This window comes from Streptomyces sp. NBC_01216 (genome assembly GCF_035994945.1).
Classification (GTDB): domain Bacteria; phylum Actinomycetota; class Actinomycetes; order Streptomycetales; family Streptomycetaceae; genus Streptomyces.
This window is the reverse complement of record NZ_CP108677.1, coordinates 2,917,750-2,939,570: the sequence shown is the minus strand read 5'-3', so window position 1 is coordinate 2,939,570 and position 21,821 is coordinate 2,917,750. Positions and strand designations below refer to the sequence as shown.

The 21,821-nt window shown below is 72.5% G+C and carries 14 protein-coding genes; 6 read left to right on the top strand and 8 right to left on the bottom strand.

The window, feature by feature from the left end:
• Positions 1-190 precede the first annotated feature (190 nt).
• Complete coding sequence (locus OG393_RS12680; RefSeq protein WP_327374759.1) at positions 191-1,501, top strand: LPXTG cell wall anchor domain-containing protein; 1,311 nt, start codon at positions 191-193, stop codon at positions 1,499-1,501.
• A gap of 82 nt (positions 1,502-1,583) precedes the next feature.
• On the opposite strand, the gene OG393_RS12675 is transcribed toward OG393_RS12680, so the two are convergent.
• Complete coding sequence (locus OG393_RS12675; RefSeq protein WP_327374758.1) at positions 1,584-3,584, bottom strand: CocE/NonD family hydrolase; 2,001 nt, start codon at positions 3,582-3,584, stop codon at positions 1,584-1,586.
• Positions 3,585-3,965: 381 nt separating this feature from the next.
• Between OG393_RS12675 and OG393_RS12670 the strand changes: the two genes are divergently transcribed.
• Complete coding sequence (locus OG393_RS12670; protein WP_327374757.1) at positions 3,966-4,976, top strand: polyprenyl synthetase family protein; 1,011 nt, start codon at positions 3,966-3,968, stop codon at positions 4,974-4,976.
• 655 nt (positions 4,977-5,631) lie between these two features.
• Complete coding sequence (locus OG393_RS12665) at positions 5,632-6,798, top strand: LolA family protein (RefSeq protein ID WP_327374756.1); 1,167 nt, start codon at positions 5,632-5,634, stop codon at positions 6,796-6,798.
• Between the two features lie 149 nt (positions 6,799-6,947).
• Here the strand turns inward: OG393_RS12665 and OG393_RS12660 are convergent, their stop codons facing one another.
• The 3 genes from OG393_RS12660 to rarD all read right to left on the bottom strand — a co-directional run bounded on the left by OG393_RS12660 (position 6,948) and on the right by rarD (position 10,527).
• On the bottom strand, positions 6,948-8,255 hold the full coding sequence (locus OG393_RS12660; protein ID WP_327374755.1) for a M28 family metallopeptidase: 1,308 nt from the start codon (positions 8,253-8,255) through the stop codon (positions 6,948-6,950).
• A 579-nt stretch (positions 8,256-8,834) separates the two neighbouring features.
• The gene (locus OG393_RS12655) at positions 8,835-9,287 is read right to left on the bottom strand and encodes a VOC family protein (protein WP_327374754.1); all 453 of its coding nucleotides are present in this window, start codon (positions 9,285-9,287) and stop codon (positions 8,835-8,837) included.
• 223 nt (positions 9,288-9,510) lie between these two features.
• Positions 9,511-10,527 (bottom strand): EamA family transporter RarD, encoded by a 1,017-nt coding sequence (gene rarD, locus OG393_RS12650; protein ID WP_327374753.1) that lies wholly within the window; start codon positions 10,525-10,527, stop codon positions 9,511-9,513.
• A 239-nt stretch (positions 10,528-10,766) separates the two neighbouring features.
• On the opposite strand from rarD, the gene OG393_RS12645 reads away from it, so the two are divergent.
• The 3 genes from OG393_RS12645 to OG393_RS12635 are packed head-to-tail and all read left to right on the top strand — an operon-like array spanning position 10,767 to position 16,010.
• Complete coding sequence (locus tag OG393_RS12645; RefSeq protein ID WP_327374752.1) at positions 10,767-11,597, top strand: hypothetical protein; 831 nt, start codon at positions 10,767-10,769, stop codon at positions 11,595-11,597.
• The gene (locus OG393_RS12640) at positions 11,594-13,855 is read left to right on the top strand and encodes a bifunctional serine/threonine-protein kinase/ABC transporter substrate-binding protein (protein ID WP_327374751.1); all 2,262 of its coding nucleotides are present in this window, start codon (positions 11,594-11,596) and stop codon (positions 13,853-13,855) included. The genes OG393_RS12645 and OG393_RS12640 overlap by 4 nt, the downstream gene beginning before the upstream one ends.
• Positions 13,856-13,859: 4 nt before the next feature.
• Complete coding sequence (locus tag OG393_RS12635) at positions 13,860-16,010, top strand: bifunctional serine/threonine-protein kinase/ABC transporter substrate-binding protein (protein WP_327374750.1); 2,151 nt, start codon at positions 13,860-13,862, stop codon at positions 16,008-16,010.
• Positions 16,011-16,182: 172 nt separating this feature from the next.
• Here the strand turns inward: OG393_RS12635 and OG393_RS12630 are convergent, their stop codons facing one another.
• From OG393_RS12630 to OG393_RS12615, 4 genes are all read right to left on the bottom strand, one after another.
• Positions 16,183-17,235, bottom strand: coding sequence for a 2-oxoacid:ferredoxin oxidoreductase subunit beta (locus tag OG393_RS12630; protein WP_327374749.1), 1,053 nt, complete (start codon positions 17,233-17,235; stop codon positions 16,183-16,185).
• Positions 17,228-19,180, bottom strand: a complete 1,953-nt coding sequence (locus OG393_RS12625) for a 2-oxoacid:acceptor oxidoreductase subunit alpha (RefSeq protein WP_327374748.1) — start codon at positions 19,178-19,180, stop codon at positions 17,228-17,230. The genes OG393_RS12630 and OG393_RS12625 overlap by 8 nt, the downstream gene beginning before the upstream one ends.
• A 273-nt stretch (positions 19,181-19,453) precedes the next feature.
• The gene (locus tag OG393_RS12620; RefSeq protein WP_327378407.1) at positions 19,454-20,113 is read right to left on the bottom strand and encodes a response regulator transcription factor; all 660 of its coding nucleotides are present in this window, start codon (positions 20,111-20,113) and stop codon (positions 19,454-19,456) included.
• Between the two features lie 260 nt (positions 20,114-20,373).
• Positions 20,374-21,660 carry a sensor histidine kinase gene (locus OG393_RS12615; RefSeq protein WP_327374747.1) on the bottom strand — a complete coding sequence of 429 codons (1,287 nt, stop codon included), beginning with the start codon at positions 21,658-21,660 and terminating at the stop codon, positions 20,374-20,376.
• Between the last annotated feature and the right edge of the window lie 161 nt (positions 21,661-21,821).

Genomic DNA, 21,821 nt, shown 5'->3' with positions numbered 1-21,821 from the left:
GCACAACTGTCCGCGTTCAGGTGGTTTACGCGTCCTGTGAGGCGGCTGTGCGTGTCGGCGGCCTCGAATTTCCTTCCGTCGCACGCGCATTCAGGTCATACGATCCTCTTCATGTCGTGTCGCGTGTAGTCCTCCGCAGGCGCGACCTCACCTCCTTCCCTTCTTTCCCAGACCAGAAAAAGGGTCCGACTTGAACATCCGTCGCATTCTCGCCACCACCGTGGCGGCAGCTGTGACCACGCCGGTGGTTCTCCTTTCCGCCGCGCCCGCGTTCGCCGACACCAAGCCGGCCGAACAGACGCGGAACCAGACGCAGAACCAGACGCAGAACAAGAAGAAGACCATCGAGCAGCTGAGGCTCGAGGTCACCGCGGCGCAGAAGGCGTACGACGCCGCCGTGGTCGCCGAGGCCGAGGCCCAGAAGACCCTCGACGCGCTCCTGAAGTCCCTGGAGAACGGCGGGACGCACCCGCTCGCCGTCGCCTACACCGAGGCCAAGGCGGCGGCCGAGAAGGCCGACACCGACAAGAAGACGGCCGACCAGGCCGTCCTCGACGCCCAGGCCAAGGTGGACGCCGCCACCACCGACGAGGAGAAGGCCGCCGCCGAGAAGATCCTCGACGAGGCCAAGAAGGCGGCCGAGACCGCCGCCGCCACCAAGGCGACGGCCGACGCGGACGCGGCGAAGGCCCGCACGGCCGTGGAGGACGCCCGGGTCGACGGCGTCCGCGAACTGTCCAAGGCCCAGAAGGCCAAGACGGAGGCCGGCACGGCCCTCGACGCCGCCAAGAAGGCCCTCGCCGACGCCGAGGAGGAGGCCGAGGAAGGCGGCGAGGAGTGCGTCGACGAGTCCACGTTCGTGACCGTCCTCACCGGTCCGAAGAAGGTCGTCGCCGGCACCACCGCCGACTACAGCCTGAAGATCACCAACGGCACCGGCAAGGTGCTGGACCAGGCCGGCGCCTACGCCTTCGTCACCGGGTTCAACGCCGACACCTTCAAGGACCTGGACCGGTACCTGGACCTGAAGTGGTCCTCGGCCGCCAGTCCGAAGTGGCGTTCGGTCGACGAGGAGGAGGGCATCGACCTCGGCCGTCTGAACCCCGGCGCCCGCGCCGACATCAAGCTGAAGCTGACCGTCGACGCCACGTCGCCGGCCGGTCGCGGCCTCATGTTCGCCGTCAGCGGCTACGACGGCGAGGACGGCTCCTGCGGCCTGTCCCAGGAGTCCGTCCTCGAGTTCGACATCGCCGCCAAGTCGAAGAAGCCCCTCCCGGACTCCTCCGGCGGCAACACCGGCACCACCGGCCAGGGCGGCACGTCCAGCACCCCGGTGACCACGACCGGCACCACCGGCACCACCGGCACCACCGGTTCGCTGGCGAAGACCGGCTCCGGTGACGCCGTGCCGCAGATCGCCCTCGCGGGTGGCGCGGCCGTCGTGCTCGGCGCCGGCGCGATGTTCGTCGTCCGCCGCCGCAAGGCCGATTCGCGGGCGTAGTCACCACGGCACGAGACCGCGGGCGAATGCGGCCCGCATTCCGGGAGGAGTGCGGGCCGCATTCTCCGCGTGGAAGCGGAATTCATCCCGACGTACGGGGAATTCGCTCCTGCCAGGTCCGGTGGAAAAGGACTTCCCCGCCTTCCCGGCACACCACCTCGTCCGCCGTCAGGAAGGCGTCCGCGTCGCAGGTGATCTCCGACCGCGTCTCGACCGTGACGTCCCACCCCTCCTCCGGCCGGTGCAGCCGGATCGACCGGTCGGTGCGGGTGCGGGCCGACAGGGGGTCGCCCTCGACGATCGTGTACGTCTCCAGGGCCTCCTCGGTCAGCTCCAGACCGTCCGGACAGACCCGGGTCCCACCGTGCGGCGGACCGACCTCCAGCCGCCACTCGCCCTTCGCCACGTCCCGCACCACCAGCCGCTCCGGCCGCGGTTCCTCCAGCGTCGCCGGGACGCTCACCCCCAGCGGCTCGGACTGCTCCGGCTCCTCCCACTCGACCGCGTCCCGCGTGGGCCGGCGGACCGGCAGCGTCAGATGGGAGGAGGCCGGGTCGAGCGTGAAGCCCGCCGCGTCCGGCTGGGGCCAGATCCACGGCCAGTACGCGGACGAGACGGCGAGGCGCACCCGGTGTCCGGGTGCGAAGGCGTGGCCGATGCCGTGCAGTTCGACGACGTGGTCCTCGCTCTCGCCGATCTGCGACTCCACCGCCCGGTCGGTCCCGTAGCGGGCCGACAGGTTCAGCGCGCCCCGGGTCACCAGTGTCGAGGAGCCGTCCGGCGCCACGTCGCAGAGCCGGGCGATCACCTGACCGGTCGGCGCGGCGGCGCACAGCGCCAGACTCACCCGCGGTCGGCCCAGGATCTCGACGGGCCCGCCGTCCGGCGGCACCAGGAAGTCGAAGCAGGCGGAGCGGGCGTCCTCGTCGCGCTGGTCGGGCGGGAGATCGGCGGCGTCGCCGCGGGGGAGGAAACGCCCCGCGTCGAGACCGGTGTACTGGGGGGAGTCCACCGCTACCGGTCCGCCCTGGAAGGCGTACACCACCGGTGTGACGTTCGGTGAGGGCCAGGCCGGGTCCGCGACCCAGCGGCCGGGCAGCTCCTCGTAGACCGTGGCCGGCGGGTGCGCGCCGCTGATCCAGGACCGCAGCAGGGGCTCGGCCATCACGTCGTTCTCGGCGCCCTTCAGATGGTGGTCCCACCAGCGCAGGGTCTCCTGCAGGAATCCGATCGCGGGACCCGGCGGGAGCCCCCGGTCCGGGTACTGGTGCGACCAGGGCCCGATGATCCCGCGGACCCGGTCCTGGGGCAGGTGCTCGGCCAGCCGCAGCACGGTGTCCCGGTACGGGTCGTGCCAGCCGCCCACCGCGAGGACGGCCGCCCGCACCGCCCCGTAGTCCTCACGGACGCTGCCCCGTCGCCAGTAGTCGTCGCGGGTCTGGTGGGCCAGCCACGTGTGCACGGGCGGCTCCACGGCCTCCAGGCGCCGCAGCCACAGGTCACGCCACTCCCGCCCGGCGTACCGGGGGTCGGGCGGGCGGCAGGCGAAGGCGAGCATGGTCGAGGACCAGGCGTGCATGTCGACGGCGAGGACGGAGCCGCCCAGGTAGTGCACGTCGTTGTCGTAGCGGTCGTCGGTCGCGCAGACGGTCACGATCGCCTTCAGCGGCTCGGGCGCGAGTGCGGCGATCCGGAGCGCGTCGAAGCCGCCCCAGGAGATGCCGAACACGCCGACCCGGCCCGTGCACCACTCCTGCGCGGCGAGCCAGTGCACCACGGCCACCCCGTCCGCCAGCTCCACCGGGTCGTACGCGTCCCCGGGCAGCCCCCCGCTGTTCCCGTGACCCCGCACGTCGACCCGCACCGAGGCGTAGCCGTGCCCGGCGTACCAGGGATGGCGCTGCCGGTCCCGGGGCGCGGTCCAGTCCGTCAGCCGGTACGGCAGGTACTCCAGGAGGGCCGGTACCGGCTCGTCGGTGACCGGTCGCCACACCCGCGCGTACAGCGGCGTGCCGTCGGGCAGCGGGATCCGGACGTCCTCGTGGACGGTCTCGTAGGGGAACTCGGTGCGGATCTTCGGCACGGTCACCTCGGGGCTGCCTGGGCGGACGGGGAGCGGGGGGCGGCGCGGGCGGGACGCCAGGCGCCCTCGGCCGTGCGCCGGGAAGGGGCGGGGAGGGTTCGCGGACCGCGGTCCCGAAGCGGGCGACGCCTCCCCCGGCCGGCCGAAGCAGGCATGATCGTCTCGGGGCGGCGGTCGTGGCCGCCCGTCACACGCTCGATCGCCGTTCGGGACAAAACGCCTACTCCTGGTCGTATGAACTGATCACGAACATACCGGGGGTGGCGGGAAGGCGCCCATGGTGATCGAAACGCGACCGGATACGCTGACTTGAGCGAATCCGGAGACACATCGACAATCCGCGTGATCGTCAGCAGGCTTCAGCAGACAGGAGACCCCCTCGTGACCGTCGTCGGGCCGTTCGGGCTGAGCGTGCGGGACCAGGCTCTCGAAGCCGATGTCCAGACCGGACTCGCGGCTGTGGAGGCAGGTCTCCTCGACGCCACCAAGAGCGAGGTTCCCTTCATCACGGAGGCCGCCCAGCACCTCGTGCTGGCCGGAGGCAAGCGCTTCAGGCCCCTGCTCGTCATGCTCGCCGCCCAGTTCGGCGACCCCTACGCACCGGGTGTCGTGCCCTCCGCCGTCGTCGTCGAGCTCACCCACCTGGCCACGCTCTACCACGACGACGTCATGGACGAGGCGGACGTACGACGCGGTGTCGACAGCGCGAACAGCCGCTGGGGCAACTCGATCGCCGTCCTCACGGGTGACTTCCTCTTCGCCCGTGCGTCGCACACCCTGGCGGACCTCGGACCCGAGGCCGTACGCATCCAGGCAGAGGCGTTCGAACGGCTCGTCACCGGTCAGATCCTGGAGACGGCGGGTCCGCAGGGCGACCGCGACCCCGTCGACCACTACCTCGACGTCCTCAGCGGCAAGACCGGCTCGCTCGTCGCCGTCTCCTGCCGTTTCGGCGCGATGATGTCCGGTGCCGACGAGCGGATCGTCGGCATCCTCACCCAGTACGGCGAGCGGCTCGGCGTCGCCTTCCAGCTCGCCGACGACGTCCTCGACATCGCCTCCGACTCCCACGAGTCCGGCAAGACGCCCGGCACCGACCTCAGGGAGGGCGTTCCGACCCTCCCCGTGCTCCACGTGCGGACCGCCGCAGCCACGCACCGGCGCCCCGAGGACGTGGAGCTCGTCGAGCTCCTCGACAGCGACCTCACCGACGACGTACGGCACGCCGAGGCCCTGCGGCGACTGCGGGTCCACCCCGCCCTGGAGCAGGCACGCCGGGACACCGTGCGGTACGCCGAGGAGGCGCGGGCGATGCTGGCGCCGCTGCCCGAGGGGTATGCCAAGGCGGCCCTGGAGGAGCTGTGCGACGCGGTGGTCCACCGCGCGGGCTGAGAGCCCGCCGGGTGGCCTCCGGCCGGGCGGTCACGCCCTGGCACGCACACTGCCTGCGTTGCCGGGATGCCCCGGTAGCTCCGCTACAGCGGCATCCCGGCGCCTTGGGATCGCCCGCACCAGACCGCGCCCGCCTGTCGATCGAAGGCCACCCGACAGGCTCTGAGAGCCCGCCGGGTGGCCTCCGGCCGGGCGGTCACGCCCTGGCACGCACACTGCCTGCGTTGCCGGGATGCCCCGGTAGCTCCGCTACAGCGGCATCCCGGCGCCTTGGGATCGCCCGCGCCAGACCGCGCCCGCCTGTCGATCGAAGGCCACCCGACAGGCTCTGAGAGCCCGCCGGATGACCTCCGGCCGGGCGGTCACGCCGCCGGCACGCGCGCTGCCCGCGTCGCCGAAGGCGCGGGCCGGTCCCGGTACGGCTCCCCGGTGAGGGTCCGTACGGGTGGACCGCGTCGGTCCGGAAGGCGGCCTTCTCCCGCCCGTGGCCGGTGTCCGGCGCGCGGGAACCCCGGCGCACCGGCCCGAGACGGCCCCGGGGATCTCAGGGTTCCGTCATCCCGTAGCAGTACGTGAGGTTGCGCCCGGAGACTGACGATTCCGTACCGCCGTTTTGGTCAGATGGATGTCATCGACCACGGAGGTAGCACAGACCATGGCACCGAACGACACCACGCAGACGCCCCGCCGCCGGGCGAGTCGCTACATCGTCCCTGTCGCGGTGGCCGGAGTGGCCGCGGCGACCATCGGCCTGGTCCCGGCGCTGGCCGCGTCCGGTGACCCCGACCTGCCGGAGATCACGGCACGGGAACTCGTCGAGAAGATCGCCGCCTCGGACACCCAGTCGCTGTCCGGCACCTTCAAGATCAGCACGGATCTGGGCCTGCCGTCGTTCGCGGGTCTGGTCGGCGGCGGCGGTTCCTCCTCGGCGGACCCGCAGGACCGCCTCACCGAGCTCTTCACCGGCACGCACACGCTGCGGCTCGCGGCGGACGGCCCCGAGCGGCAGCGGCTGACGGTGCTCGACGGCTCGGACGAGTACAGCCTGATCCACAACGGCGAGGACGTCTGGGCGTACGACAGCGCGTCCAAGGAGGCGTACCACGAGAAGGCGGACGGCCCGAAGGGCGGCGCCGAGGACGGCGCGAAGGCCGGAGGGACGCCGGGGGGCGTGCCCGCCACCCCGAAGGAACTCGCGGACGAGCTTCTGAGGGTCGCCGACGGCACGACGTCGATCACGGTCGGCGGAACGGCGAAGGTGGCCGGACGGGATGCCTACCAGCTGGTCGTCAAGCCGAAGCAGAGCGGCTCGACGGTCGAGTCGGTGAAGGTGGCCGTGGACGCCGCCACGGGCACCCCGCTGAAGTTCACGCTCCGGTCGGCCTCGGGCGGGAAGCCGGTCGTGGACGCGGGCTTCACGAAGATCGACTTCGGCAAGCCGGCCGCCTCGTCCTTCGCGGCACCGAGCGGAGCGAGGATCACGGAGGGCTTCCCGGAGGGTGAGGACAAGGCGCCGCGGGGTCTCGGGGGTCTCGGGGACCTCACGGGCCTGGAGGACGGCGACGGCGTGAACGTCATCGGCGAGGGCTGGACGGCGATCGCCAGGCTCGACACGGGGACCCCGGCTCCGGAGGACTCCGAGATCCCGGCGGAGGCACGGGGATTCCTCGACGCGCTGGGCGACAAGGTCAGCGGGAAGTTCGGTACGGGAACGGTCTTCTCGACCAAGCTCGTCAACGCGCTGATGACGGATGACGGAAAGGTCTACGTCGGCGCCGTCACCAAGGACGCCCTGGTGGACGCGGCGAACGCCGGCCGCTGACCCGCACCGCCCCGACGGTGGTTGCCCGGGTGGGCCGGGCTGCGTCACCGGCCCACCCGGGAGTCGTGCGGGCGGCGCCCGGCCGTGGAGCCGGACGCCGCCCTCGGCCCGGAAGCCCGCCGGGTGCGCGGGACTCCGGGTACCGGGGCTTACGGGAAGGTGAGCTTGAAGCTGTTGATGTAGCCGGTGTCGTAGCGGGCCTTGTCCTGGACACGGAGCTTCCAGGCGCCGTTGGCGACCTCGCTGGAGGCGTTGACGGTGAACGTCTGCTGGATGTTGTCGGCGCTGCCGCCGGAGCGGTTGGCCAGGTTGTAGACGCTGCCGTCGGGGGCGATCAGGTCGACCACGAGGTCACCGCGCCAGGTGTGGATGATGTCCACGCCGACCGCGAGGTTGCTCGGGGCGTTGCCGGCGACGCCGGTGACGTTGACCGTCGAGGTGACGGCGGAGCCGTAGTCCGGGATCGACACGTCGGCGGTGTTCTCGAAGACCGTCCCGCCGGGCGGCTGGGTGGTACCGGCCGACAGCGTCCAGACCGCGTGGGCGATCGCGTCGCTGTTGCGGTCCAGAGCGGTGTCGTTGATGTTCGACGTCGTGTCGCAGGAGGAGTGGTAGCAGCGATCGAAGGAGGTGGCCGTGCCACCCCACTTCTGGACCTGCGCACTGCTCTTCACGCGGCTCGCGCCGGTGAACAGACCGCCGACCGGGATGCCCACGTTCTTGAACGAGGCGTGGTCGGAGCGGCCGTCGCCCTCGGTCTCGATCTCGGTGGGAACGCCGAGGCCCGCGAAGTAGCTCTTGAAGGTCTGTTCGATCGTCGGGTCGTCGTCGTAGACGAAGTAGCCGGGGTTCGGCGAACCGATCATGTCGAAGTTCATGTACCCGGAGAACTTCGAGCGCTCCGACGAGGACAGCTGGCTGACGTAGTACTTCGACCCGACCAGACCGAGTTCCTCGGCGCCCCACCACCCGAAGCGCAGGTGCTTGGTGGGCTGCAGACCGGCCCGGGAGACGGCGAGCGCGGTCTCCAGGACGGCCGCGGAACCGGAGCCGTTGTCGTTGATGCCCGGTCCCGAGGTGACCGAGTCGAGGTGGGCGCCCGACATCAGGACCTGGTTCGGGTCGCCGCCGGGCCAGTCGGCTATCAGGTTGTAGCCGGTGGAGCCGCTGGAGGTGAACTGCTGGACCGTGGTGGTGTATCCGGCCGCGTCCAGCTTGGCCTTCACGAAGTCGATGGACGCCTTGTAGCCGGTACGGCCGTGGGCGCGGTTGCCGCCGTTGGCGTTGGCTATCGACTGGAGGTCGGCGAGATGCTGCTTGACGTTCGCCACGGGGATGTCGGGCGCGGCGAGCGCGGCGTCCTGCTGTGCGACGGCGGCGGGGGCCGAGGTGCCGAGCAGCCCGGCGAGGGCGAGCACGGCGACGGCACCGGCTCTTCCGGGAACGGAGAGTTTCATGTGGGGGCTCCGGATTCCGAACGGGGATGGGACGGAACGTGCGAGACGCCCCGGGGCATGGGTGCCACGAGGCGCTGGAGCTGTGCATGGTGCGTTTGTGCGTCGTACGGCTGTGCGTGCTGAATGTTCAACGAGGTTTTGACTTCTCGTCAAGAGCGGAAACCGGTCAGAGGAGTTCGCTCACCGGACGGCGTCCGGGTGAGGACCGTCCTCATGAGGTTCCGCTCGCAGCGTCGAGTCCGTGACAGCTGCCCGCCTCACGCGTGTACCGAACGGCTGATGCCTGGTTCTCCCGCACGCGTCATCCACACCGGGGCGACGGGTGCGGGAGCTCTGTCACGCGCCCGCTGCCGAGCGCGGGGCGTGTCCGGTCCGGACGCGTGGTCTCGGCTCCACGGGAGGTGCGCGCCATCTTCCGCGACGAGCACACGCGAGAGCTGCCCGACCCACGGTGCGAACGGATGGCTGCCGAGTTCGCCGCGCTCGGCGTGGACCACGACTATCCGACGCTGCCGCTCGGCAGTCTCGTGAAGCGAGAGCGGGCAAAACGCCCCGTTCGGCTCACCTGCCGTGCGGGCCTCAGTGCACGCAGAACTCGTTGCCCTCCGGGTCCGACATCACCACCCAGGAGCCGCCCGGTTCGCTCACCCGGCGCAGGACCGAGGCGCCCAGACCCTCCAGGCGTCCGACCTCCTCCTCACGGGTGTTCGGGGCCGGGTGGAGGTCGAGGTGGAGCCGGTTCTTGGCCGACTTCCTCTCCGGGACGCGCTGGAAGAGGATGCGCCGGCCCAGACCGACGTCCGACGCGGGCTCGAAGGGGTCGTCCGGATGGCGGACAGCGGCGAGATCTCGCCATGCGGGGTGATCGTGCACGGTGACCGTCACCTCGGGTGGCGCGGCGCCCAGGTCGAGCAGCCGGGTGATGTGCGCGCTGTGGTCCTCCTCCAGGTAGCCGAGAGCCGCCGCCCAGAAGGCCGACTGGGCGTGCGGGTCGGAGGCGTCGATCACAAGCTTCCAGTGCAGTGGAGTCATGTGACTTGTCATAGCGGTTGCATGACGCGGTCCGCCACCGGAACGACGCTCCGGGCATCCGGCCGGGCGGCCCTTTTCGGCACCGGTGCGTTCCGGCTGGACCGCTGCTCACCGAGGTCCCGGCCCCACCGCCCCGGGCCGGCGCAGGAGCGGGGACCGCCCGCCGCGACGGGTGGGGAGGCGCCCGCCCGGGGCGTGGCCCCGTCCGCCACCCGACGGGCTCTCAGCCGCCGGTCCCGCTCCGCACTCCGGCCCCGCCGCCCGTCCCGGGGGCGTCCGGTTCCACGGCCGCCGTCGCCGCCTCGTGGGCGACCACCTCCGCCGCGACCGCGCCCGCCGCCTCGACGGCCGCCCGGCTCCGGCGCGCCGTGCGCACCGCGTCCCAGGTGAGGACCGACAGCGCCAGCCACACCAGGGAGAAGCCCGCCCACCGTTCCGGCGGCATCGCCTCGTGGAAGTACGCGACGCCCAGGCCGAACTGGAAGAGCGGCGCCAGGTACTGGAGCAGTCCCAGCGTCGACAGCGGGACACGGATCGCGGCGGCGCCGAAGCAGATCAGCGGCGCGGCCGTGACGACGCCGGTCGCGGCGAGCAGGGCCGCGTGCCCGGGGTCCCCGCCCGTGAAGGTCGAGGTGCCGGAAGAGCCCAGCCAGAGCAGAAAGGCGAGGGCCGGCAGGAACTGGATCGCGGTCTCCGCCGCCAGCGACTCCAGGCCACCGATGTTGACCTTCTTCTTCACCAGGCCGTAGACGGCGAAGGAGAACGCGAGGACCAGTGAGATCCACGGCGGTCGCCCGTATCCGACGGCCAGTACGAGCACCGCCGCGAAGCCGATGCCGACCGCCGCCCACTGCGCGGGCCGCAGCCGCTCCTTCAGCAGCAGGACGCCCATGGCGATGGTGACCAGCGGGTTGATGAAGTAGCCGAGCGATGCCTCGACGACCTGCCCGGCGTTCACGGCCCAGATGTACAGGCCCCAGTTCACGGTGATCACGGACGCGGCCACGGCGATCAGGGCCAGTCTGCGCGGGGTGCGCAGCACGGCGCGTATCCAGCCCCAGCGGCGGAGCACCAGGAGCGCGACGGCGACGACGACCAGCGACCACACCATCCGGTGGGCGAGGATCTCCATCGCCCCCGACGGCTTCAGGAGCGGCCAGAAGAGCGGGACCAGTCCCCACATGCCGTAGGCGCCGATCCCGTAGAGGAGTCCTGCCCGTCCCTCGTCGTCCGTCTTCACCGAACCTCCTGCCCCGTGCCGCGCCGTCCCGATGAAGGTAGCGCCGAGGGGGGCGGACTGTCATGCCCGTACCGCGATACGGTCATGACCTTGGGGTGCGGCCCGGCGCGGGACCGGCGGGGCGCGTCGCGGAATCGTCATCATTGCGCCTCGATGCGGCGATAAAGAAGATCAGCCGACCCGCTCCGGCGTACGATCTGCTCACCAATCGGGAGCGTACGAAGGACCGTGGGGGATCCGTGGCGTACGGGGACGGAAGAGTGGTGCGCGCCTGCCACGCCTTACTGGCGGGCGCCCTGGTCCTGACCGGCTGCGCGGCCGGCGGGGCGGACCGCGACGACGGAAGGAACAGCGGCACGACCGGAGCGAGTCCCACCGCGAGGGCACCGGGCACCGCCGCCGTCCCGTCCGCGCCTCCCTCCCGCCTCGACTTCACCCCCGACCCCTCGCGGGCGCCCGCGAACCGCGCCGACGCCGAGCGGCTGGCGCTCCGGGTCGTCGCGGGCCCGGACGCCTGGGGCCCCGGCTACGTCCGCCGCACCCCCTACGTCAGCGACCCCGAGCACTGGCCCGTCCTGCGTGACGACTGCGTGTGGGACCGGGGCACCCCGCCCGCCTCCGTGCTGTACAGCGTGACCGCCTCCAGCCAGGTCCCCGCGACCGCGGGCAAGGGACTGCTGCGCGTCTCCGCCACCGTCACCGTCCACCGCACCGAGGAGGACGGCGACTGGGAGATGGCCGGAACCCTGGAGGAGGCGCTGCGCTGCCCGAATCAGACACTGCGCGAGGGCGAGCGGCTCACCGGTCTCAACTCGCTCGGCAACCCGTTCGGCGTCGGCGGCAACTACACGGCCTCCGACTCGCTCGGCGAGCGCGGCGCCTACGAGAACGACGCGGTCGAGGGCCGGTACTTCTACAGCTGGTACCAGTCCCGCATCGGCCAGGTCACCGTCGCCACCGTCGTCAAGGGTGCGCCGGGCTACGTCGACGGGGAGACAGACAGTGCCCAGATCCAGGCACTCGTCACCATGATCGAGCGCGTCAAGGCAGAGCTGAAGGTGCAGTCGTGAGCCCCGACACCCCACCGGTGCCCGAGCCGGGCGCCCTCCAGCCGTTGCTGCCCGCGGACCCTTCGTCGCTCGCGGGCTACCGCCTCCTGGGCCGGCTCGGCAGCGGTGGCATGGGCGTGGTCTACCTCGGCCGCACGGACGCGGGCGCACTCGCCGCCGTCAAGGTCACCCACGGCGAGTACGCGGACGAGCCCGAATTCCGGGCCCGTTTCCGGCGCGAGGTCGAGGCCGCTCGGCGCGTCACCAGTCCCTGGGCCGTCCCGGTGACCGGCGCCGACCCGGACGCCCCCGCACCCTGGATGGCCACCGCCTTCGTCCCCGGCCTCTCCGTCGGCGAGGCGGTCGCCGCCCACGGACCGCTGCCCGAACGGAGCGTGCGGATCCTCGGCGGCGCCGTCGCCCGCGCGCTCGCCGCGGTGCACGCCGCGGGGCTGGTCCACCGGGACGTGAAGCCGGGCAACGTCATGCTCGCCGTCGACGGTCCCCGTCTGATCGACTTCGGCATCGCCCGGACGACCGGGGACACCACGCTCACCTCGACCGACATGGTCGTCGGTACCCCGGGCTTCCTCGCCCCCGAACAGGCCGAGGCCCGGACCGGCGAACTCGGACCGCCGGCCGACGTGTTCGCCCTCGGCTGCCTGCTGGTCCACGCGGCGACCGGCCGGCCGCCCTTCGGCGCCGGAAGCGTCGAGGCCCTCCTCTACCGGACCGTCCACGACGAGCCCGACCTCGACGGCGTGCCGGAAGGGCTGCTGGGCCTGGTGCGCAGCTGCCTCGCCAAGGACCCGGCCGCGCGGCCCACCGCCGCGGAGGCCACCGTCCTGCTCACCGAGGACGCCCCGGGTGAGGCGGGCGACTGGCTGCCCGCCCCCGTCGTCCGGACCATCGCCGAGCGGGCGGCCCGCATGCTCGCCCTGCCCGCCATCGACCTCACCCAGGCCGACCGACCGGACACCCCGACGCCGGCGACCGGCAGGCGCGGATTCCTTCTCGCGGCCGGCGGCGCCGCCCTCGTCGCCGCCGGTGGCCTCGGCACCTGGGCCGCCCTCCGCGACGGCGACGACGGCCCTGGAACCACACCCGCGGCCTCGTCCGCGCACTGGTCGGTCGGCGTCCTCGCCGACCTCTCCGGCCCGGCGCGGGAGATCGGCCGGGCCCAGGAGAGGGGCGCCCGGCTGGCCGTGGAGGAGTTCAACGCCCGGATCGCCGCGGCGAAGAACGGCGACCCGCTCGGGAAACTCCCGCCGGCCGGACTCAAGGTCTCCGACGAACGGGGAGACCCGGCGGGAGCCCCGGCCGCCGCCCGCGCCCTCACCGCCGACCCGGCCGTCCTGGCCGTCCTCGGCCCCACCTCCGACGCCACCGGCCAGGCCGTGCTCCCCGTCTTCGAGGAGGCGGGCCTGGCGCTCGTCACCGTCTCCGCCGGGTACAACCTGCTGACCCTCCGGGACACGTCGGCCCCGCCGAACGTCACCATCCTGCGCGCGATACCGCACCACATCTTCGCCGGCATGCACCTCTCCTACGCGGCCCTGCTCCTCGACGGCGTCCGGCGGCCCGGTGTCCTGCAGGAGCGCACCGACGACCACTACAGCTGGCAGTACGTCCGGGGCGTCGACTACGGCCTGCGGGTGGCCGGCGTCGAGCGCCGCTATCGCGTGATCCCCGGCCGCGTCACCGACTACCGTCCGATCCTGGCCGGCATGATCGACGCCGGCATCGACAGCTACATCCACTGCGGCGTCGCCGAGACCGCCGTCCTCGCCGCCCGCGCCCTGACCGCACTGGGTTTCACCGGACCGAGGTTCGGTGGACAGCACGTCTTCGGGACGACGTTCCTCAAGGAGGCAGGACGGTCCGCCGAAGGCTGGTTCGTCACCGCCCCCGTCGGCGACCCCGTCTCGCCCGCCCCCGACACCTCCGCCGACACCCGCACCAAGTCCGCGGCCTTCGCCGCCGCCTACCGGAAGCGGTACGGCACGGCTCCGCCGCCCTACGCGGGCGAGTCCTACGACATCGTCGCCATGACCCTGCGGCAGCTGGCCGCCGCCGCCGCGGCCGGCCGCGCCCCCGCCCGCAAGGGGCTCTGGCAGTCACTGCGCACGCAGCGGTACGACGGCGCGATGGGCGCCTACGCCTTCAACGAGAGCGGCGACCTGACCCAGGGCGGCACCTTCCTGTACGCGGTGACCGGCGGCGCCTACAAGCTCGTCGGCGCCGCGCCCGCCACGCCGACCAGGACGAAGCAGGGCTGACCCGGTGCGGCCACTGCGTCCGGCGGACCCGTCGTCGATCGCCGGCCACCGCCTCCTGGGCCGGCTCGGCGCCGGCGGCATGGGCGTGGTCTACCTCGCCCGCTCCGCCGGCGGGGCCCTGTCCGCGCTCAAACTCATCCGTGCCGAGCACGCCGCCGATCCCGGGTTCCGCGAGCGGTTCCGGCGGGAGGCGCGGACCGCCGAGCGCCTCACGGGCCGTTGGGTCGTCCGGGTCATCGGCGCCGACCCGGAGGCACGCGAACCCTGGCTGGCCACCGAGTTCGTGCCGGGACCCTCGCTCGCCGAGGCCGTCGGCGTGCACGGCCCCCTGCCCGAGACGACCGTCCGCGCCCTCGGCGCCCGGCTCGCGGACGCGCTCGCCGACGTGCACACGGCGGGGCTCGTCCACCGGGACGTGAAACCGGGCAACGTCCTGCTGGCCCTCGACGGCCCCCGTCTGATCGACTTCGGCATCGTCCGCTCCGCCGGGGCAACGGCGCTCACCGCCACCGACGCGATGGTCGGCACCCCGGGCTTCCTCGCGCCCGAACAGGCACGGGTCGACGGGTCCGGCCCCGTCGGACCGGCCGGCGACGTCTTCTCGCTGGGCTGCGTCCTCGCCTACGCGCTGACCGGCCGGCGCCCCTTCGGCACGGGCACCGTGGCCGCGGTCGTCTACCGCACCGTGCACGAGGAGCCCGACCTCGGCGGTGTCCCGGACATCCTGCTGCCGCTGGTGACCGCCTGTCTCGCCAAGGACCCCGCGGACCGGCCGTCGGCGGTGGAGGTACGGTCCGCGCTGGGCCCGGCGGACGGTCCGGCGGACGACTGGCTGCCGCCGGGACTCCCCGCGCTGATCGCCGTCCGGTCCGCCCGGGTGCTGGACCTGCCGGTGGCCGAACCCACCGTGGTGGTGAGCCCGGAGGAACCGCGGAAGGGCGTCACCCGGCGTGGATTCCTGACGGCCGGCGCGGTGGCGGGCGTCGCGGGGGCCGGTGGCCTGGCCGCCTGGCTGACCGGAGGCGGTGGCGGCGAGGGCTCCGGCGGCCCCCTGCCGACGTACGCGCTCGGACTGATCTCCGACCTCGGCGGGCCGGACGGCCGGGCGCAGGAGCGCGGCGCGCGGATCGCGGTGGAGCGCTTCAACGCCCTCCCGGGCCGCCCGTTCACCCTCGCGCTGCGGGTCACCGACGACGGCGGGGACCCGGCCGCGTCCGCAGCGGCGGCCCGGACCTACGCCGGCGACCCCGAGGTGCTCACGGTGCTCGGACCGACCACCACCGAGACCGCGGTCGCCGTCGGCAACGAACTCGTCAGTCGGGTCGTGCCCCTGGTGAGCGTCGTCGCGTCCGTTCCCGTGGGAGCCATCCGCGGCCAGGCTTCGGGGCCGACCTACTTCGAGATGCGGGCCGGCCCCGACACCCTGATCGTGCCCTTCGCCCGCTTTCTCTCCGAACACGAAGCCCGCCGGACCGCCGTCGTCGAGGACCAGCAGGCCGGCCGTTTCAGCTGGCTCGCCGTCAAGTCGATGAAGGACTCGCCGCCGGGCAGGGGGACGGTGTCCTCGCATCCCGTCGCCGCCGACAGCGAGGACTTCACCGCCGCCGTCCGGGCGGCGCTCGCCACCGACCCGCACGGCGTGATGTACGCGGGGACCTCGCCTCGCCGCGCCGCCCTGTGTGCCAGGGAGATCCGCGCCCAGGGGTACCGGGGACGGTGCGGAAGCGTCGAACAGCCCCTGCAGCCGGAGTTCCTCACGGTGGCCGGGGCCGCCGCCGAAGGCTGGTTCTTCGGCACGAGCTACGTCGACCCCGATCGGCTGCCGGCCGCGGCGTCCTTCACCGCCGCCTACCGCGAGCGGTGGGGGCTGGCGAAGAACACACCGGTGGACCGGTACGCCGTGGAGGCGTTCGACGTCGCGAACTTCTTCGCCGAGTCACTCCGGCGGCTCGTCACGGAGGAGCCCGCGGAGTCGGTGAAGCGCAACGGGGTGCGCGGCAGGCTGCAGAAGACGTCGTACCAGGGGCTCGCCAAGACCTACGCCATCAGCGGGAACGACAACTCGTTCGTCCACGTCCAGGGGCTGTTCCTCTGGCAGGTGCGGGACGGGGTGCCCCGCTTCCTCGGCAGGTTCGACGAGGCGGCCGAGGCGTGACCACCCGGGACCGGACGCGGCAGGGGCCCCGGCCGGCGGCGTGCCGCACCGGGGCCCTTCCCGCACGTATGGCCCGGAGCCCGACCGGGTGACCTCCGGACCGGGCGGCCGAGGGCCACGCGTCAAGGCTCTCGGAGCCTGTCGGGTGGCCTCTGGCCGGGCGGTCAGGCCCTCAGCCGACGACCGTCCAGGTGTCGTTCCCGGCGAGTAGCCGGCCCAGGTCGCCCTTGCCGTGCTGCTCGACCGCCGCCTCCAGCTGGTCCGCCATCAGCGAGTCGTACACCGGCCGCTCCACCGACCGGAACACCCCGATCGGCGTCTGGTGCAGGGTGTCCGGGTCCGCCAGGCGGGACAGCGCGAACGCGGTCGTCGGGGACGCGGCGTGCGCGTCGTGGACCAGGACGTCGCGCTCGTTCTCCGGGGTCACCACGACGACCTTCAGGTCCCCGCTCGCCGGGTCGCGGACCACCCCCTTGGCGAGGCCGGTGCCGAAGCGCACCGGCTGTCCGTGCTCCAGCCGGATCACGGCCTCCTGCGCCTGCTCCCGGTCCTTGAGGACCTCGAAGGCGCCGTCGTTGAAGATGTTGCAGTTCTGGTAGATCTCCACCAGCGCCGTGCCGGGATGGTCCGCCGCCTGGCGCAGCACCTCGGTGAGGTGCTTGCGGTCCGAGTCCACCGTCCGGGCCACGAACGACGCCTCCGCGCCGAGCGCCAGCGACACCGGGTTGAAGGGCGCGTCGAGCGACCCCATCGGCGTCGACTTGGTGATCTTCCCGATCTCGCTGGTGGGGCTGTACTGGCCCTTGGTCAGACCGTAGATCCGGTTGTTGAAGAGCAGGATCTTCAGGTTGACGTTGCGGCGCAGGGCGTGGATCAGGTGGTTGCCGCCGATGGAGAGCGCGTCGCCGTCACCCGTGACGACCCAGACCGACAGGTCGCGGCGCGAGGTGGCGAGTCCGGTGGCGATGGCCGGGGCGCGGCCGTGGATCGAGTGCATCCCGTAGGTGTTCATGTAGTACGGGAAGCGGGAGGAGCAGCCGATGCCGGAGACGAAGACGATGTTCTCCTTCGCCAGGCCCAGTTCGGGCATGAAGCCCTGCACGGCGGCGAGGACGGCGTAGTCGCCGCACCCCGGGCACCAGCGCACCTCCTGGTCGGACTTGAAGTCCTTCATCGACTGCGCGGCTTCGGCTCTGGGCACGAGCTTCAGGAGCGACTCAGCCATCGATGGCCTCCTTGAGTACCGTGGCGAGCTGCTCCGCCTTGAACGGCATGCCGTTGACCTGGGTGTGGCTGCGGGCGTCGACGAGGTACTTCGCCCGGACGAGCGAGGCGAGCTGACCGAGGTTCATCTCCGGGATCACCACCTTGTCGTAGCGCCGCAGGACGTCGCCGAGGTTCTTCGGGAAGGGGTTGAGGTGGCGCAGGTGCGCCTGGGCGATCGGCTTGCCCGCGATCCGCAGCCGGCGTACGGCCGCCGTGACGGGGCCGTAGGTGGAACCCCAGCCGAGGACCAGGGTCCGGGCGCCGTCCGGGTCGTCGACGGCGAGGTCGGGGACCTCGACGCCGTCGATCTTGGCCTGCCGGGTGCGGACCATGAAGTCGTGGTTGGCGGGGTCGTAGGAGATGTTGCCGGTGCCGTCCTGCTTCTCGATGCCGCCGATGCGGTGTTCGAGGCCGGGCGTACCGGGCACGGCCCACGGCCGGGCGAGGGTGTGGGGGTCGCGCTTGTAGGGGTGGAAGACCTCGGTGCCGTCCGCCAGTTCGTGGTTCGGCCCGGTGGCGAACTGGACGCGCAGGTCAGGGAGTTCGTCGGGGTCCGGGACGCGCCAGGGCTCCGATCCGTTGGCCAGGTAGCCGTCGGAGAGCAGGAAGACCGGGGTGCGGTAGGTCAGGGCGATCCGCGCCGCGTCGAGCGCGGCGTCGAAGCAGTCGGCCGGGGTCCTCGGGGCCACGACCGGGACCGGGGCCTCGCCGTTGCGGCTGTACATGGCCTGGAGGAGGTCGGCCTGTTCGGTCTTGGTCGGCAGGCCCGTGGAGGGTCCGCCGCGCTGGATGTCGACGATCAGCAGCGGGAGTTCGAGTGAGACGGCGAGTCCGACCGTCTCCGACTTCAGCGCCACGCCGGGCCCGGAGGTGGTGGTGACGGCGAGGGAGCCGCCGAAGGCCGCGCCGAGCGCCGCGCCGATGCCCGCGATCTCGTCCTCCGCCTGGAAGGTGCGGACGCCGAAGTTCTTGTGCCGGGACAGCTCGTGGAGGATGTCCGAGGCCGGTGTGATCGGGTACGAGCCGAGGTAGAGCGGGAGGTCGGCCTGCCGGGAGGCGGCGATCAGGCCGTACGACAGGGCGAGGTTCCCGGAGATGTTCCGGTAGGTGCCCGGCGGGAACGCCTTGGTCGCCGGGGCGACCTCGTAGGAGACGGCGAAGTCCTCGGTCGTCTCGCCGAAGTTCCAGCCGGCCCGGAACGCCGCCACGTTCGCCTCGGCGATCTCGGGCTTCTTGGCGAACTTGGCGCGCAGGAACTTCTCGGTGCCCTCGGTCGGCCGGTGGTACATCCAGGAGAGGAGTCCGAGCGCGAACATGTTCTTGCTGCGTTCGGCCTCCTTCCGGGACAGGCCGAACTCCTTGAGGGCCTCGACGGTCAGCGTCGTCAGCGGGACCGGGTGGACCCGGTAGCCGGCGAGTGAGCCGTCCTCCAGCGGGGAGGTGGCGTAACCCACCTTGGCCATCGCGCGCTTGGCGAACTCGTCCGTGTTGACGATGATCTCGCTGCCGCGCGGCACGTCCCCGATGTTCGCCTTGAGGGCGGCGGGGTTCATCGCGACCAGCACGTTCGGCGCGTCGCCCGGGGTCAGGATGTCGTGGTCGGCGAAGTGCAGCTGGAACGAGGAGACGCCGGGGAGGGTGCCGGCGGGAGCCCGGATCTCGGCGGGGAAGTTCGGCAGCGTCGAGAGGTCGTTGCCGAAGGACGCCGTCTCGGAGGTGAAACGGTCGCCCGTCAACTGCATGCCGTCGCCGGAGTCACCCGCGAAGCGGATGATCACCCGGTCGAGGCGCCGGACTTCCTTCTCGGTGCCGTCCGTGGGTGCCGAAGCGCTGCGCTGTTCCCCGACGACGGCCTCGTCGGCCTCGTCGGCCTGCTCGGCCGGGCTGCTGACCTGGCTGGTCACTGAACTGGACCTCCCTCGCGGCAAGGGTCTTCCCCGCCCGAGGCGGGAGAAGGCTCGGGAGACGACCGGACGACCGGCCGTCCCGTGGCCCACCCTACGACGGCAAGGGTGCCCCTCCCGGGACTTCTCGTATCGTGGACGTCGTTTTGAGACGCTCTTCTGGCCGTTGATGTCACGTTCTGTCGCCCCCAGATGGGTCCGGAAAGTGGTGCTTTGTTCGTCCTTCGGTCTGCGGACCCCTTGTGGGTCCATATCTGACAGAGTGTCAGTCGATCAGGAGTTCAGATAGGTCAACACCGCGAGTACCCGTCGGTGATCCCCGTCACTCGGGGACAGGCCCAGCTTCAGGAAGATGTTGCTGACGTGCTTCTCCACGGCGCCGTCGCTCACCACCAGCCGCCGCGCGATCGCGGAGTTCGTCCGCCCTTCCGCCATCAGCCCCAGCACCTCGCGCTCACGCGGGGTGAGGTTCGCCAGGACGTCCTGCCTGCGGCTGCGGCCGAGCAGCTGCTGCACGACCTCCGGGTCCAGGGCGGTGCCGCCCCGGGCGACCCGGACCACGGCGTCCACGAACTCACGGACCTCGGCCACCCGGTCCTTGAGCAGATAGCCCACACCCCGGCTGGAACCGCCCAGCAGCTCGGTGGCGTACCGCTCCTCGACGTACTGCGAGAGCACCAGCACCCCGACCCCGGGGTGGTCCCTGCGCAGCCGCACCGCCGCCCGGACGCCCTCGTCCGTGTGGGTGGGAGGCATCCGCACATCCGCCACCACGACGTCCGGCAGCGCGTTCTCGCCCGCGAGCCCGGCGACGGTCCGCACGAGGGCCTCCCCGTCGCCCACTCCGGCGACGACCTCGTGCCCCCGGTCGGTCAGCAGCCGGGTCAGGCCCTCGCGCAGCAGTACCGAGTCCTCGGCGATGACCACGCGCACCCTGTCCGCCACGTCTTCCACACCCACGTCTCCGAAGCCCCCTGTCCGGTACCGGTCCCGCCGGGTCCGGCGAGCGGACCCCAGCATCGCAGCAAGAGGGGCGCGCCGGGGCCGGAAGAGGATCACCGATGTCCGGAGCGCGGAACGGGCCGGACACGCCGGCACCGCGAGGCGGGTGGGACGCCGGAGGCGGGCGGGACCGCCGGCCGGCGGGTCGGGGCCGGGTACGGCCGCGGCGGGTCCCCCCGGGGGCGGCCGGGTCAGGCCCGCCAGGGCAGCTCGGCCGTGACCGTCGTCGGTCCGCCCTCCGGCGAGTCGACCGCGAGCACGCCGTCGACCGCGTCCAGCCGTTCCGTGAGACCCGCGAGCCCCCGGCCCGTCGCCGTCTCCGCGCCGCCCCGGCCGTCGTCCCGTACCTGGAGCATCAGCCGGCTGCCCGCCCGCCACACGTCCACCCACGCCCGCCGCGCGCCGGAGTGCTTGGACACGTTCTGCAGCAGCTCGGACGCCGTGAAGTACGCGATGCCCTCGATCGCCGGCAGCGGGCGCGCCGGCAGGTCCACCTCCACCGCGACCGGGACCGTGCACCGTGCGGCGATCGAGGACAGCGCGGCGTCCAGCCCTCGGTCGGTGAGCACCGCCGGGTGGATGCCGCGGGCCAGGTCGCGCAGTTCCTGCAGCGCCGTCTTCACCTCGCCGTGCGCCTCCTCCACCATCCGCGCGGCGGCCCGCGGGTCCTCGGACAGCTTCTCCTTCGCCAGCCCCAGATCCATGGCGAGCGAGACGAGCCGGGCCTGTGCGCCGTCGTGCAGGTCCCGCTCGATGCGGCGCAGATCGGCGGCGGCGGTGTCCACCACCACCCCCCGGTCCTTCTCCAGCTCCGTCACCCGGTCCGCCATCCGCGACGGGCCGAGCAGCCCGGCCACCATCAGCCGGTCGACCGCCGCGACGGAACGGACCGCCCACGGCCAGGCCATGACGACCAGCAGACCGACGCCGCTGGTGACGGCGAGCTCGAAGGGCGAGTCGAGATAGAGGTCGTGCGATCCGTCCCCGTACAGCTGCAGGCCGTCCTGGCCCGCGTACGCAGGGAAGACCCACTGCCACAGCGGGTACGTGAGGAACGCCCAGCCCCACCCCCCGAGGGTCACGGCCAGGGAGAAGGAGAAGACCGCCCACGGCATGTGCACGACGGCGTACAGCAGGTGCCGCCAGGACGCCCCGCTCCTCAGCATCGCGCCCATCCACGACAGCGCCCCGCCGGTACGCCCCCGCACCGGCCGGGGCGCGGCCACGTCCAGCCCGAGCAGGCCCCGCGCCCTGGCCCGTTCCACCGCGCCGAAGCCGCGGCACATCGCGAGGCAGCCGGCCAGGACCGGAATGCCGAGGAAGGTGACCAGCAGGCCGGCGCCGGCCGAGACCAGGGCGACGGAGAGGGAGAAGAAGACGACGGAGAGGGGCAGCCCGAGGACCAGATAGCCGAACTCGCGCCAGGTGCGGGCCTGGAACGGCGCGCGGATCGCCACGGGGAGGAGGTGGTCGGCCATCGCCTGTGTCCGTTTCTGTGTGGTGGAGGGGGTACCCCAAGACTTCCGTCCCGGGGAGCGGCTGACCATGAGGGGGGTCGGCGTCCGCGGCGGGGGGTTTTCCCCACCGCGGGACACCGGCGCCCCCAGAAGCCGCTGCCGGGTGGCCCGGCTGCGGGCAC

Excerpts from the sequence above, each read along its gene's own strand:
- OG393_RS12665 (WP_327374756.1), top strand. The coding sequence starts at position 5,632 with ATGGCACCGAACGACACCACGCAGACGCCCCGCCGCCGGGCGAGTCGC.
- OG393_RS12660 (WP_327374755.1), bottom strand. The coding sequence starts at position 8,255 with ATGAAACTCTCCGTTCCCGGAAGAGCCGGTGCCGTCGCCGTGCTCGCC.
- OG393_RS12655 (WP_327374754.1), bottom strand. The coding sequence starts at position 9,287 with ATGACTCCACTGCACTGGAAGCTTGTGATCGACGCCTCCGACCCGCAC.
- OG393_RS12630 (WP_327374749.1), bottom strand. The coding sequence starts at position 17,235 with ATGGCTGAGTCGCTCCTGAAGCTCGTGCCCAGAGCCGAAGCCGCGCAG.
- OG393_RS12615 (WP_327374747.1), bottom strand. The coding sequence starts at position 21,660 with ATGGCCGACCACCTCCTCCCCGTGGCGATCCGCGCGCCGTTCCAGGCC.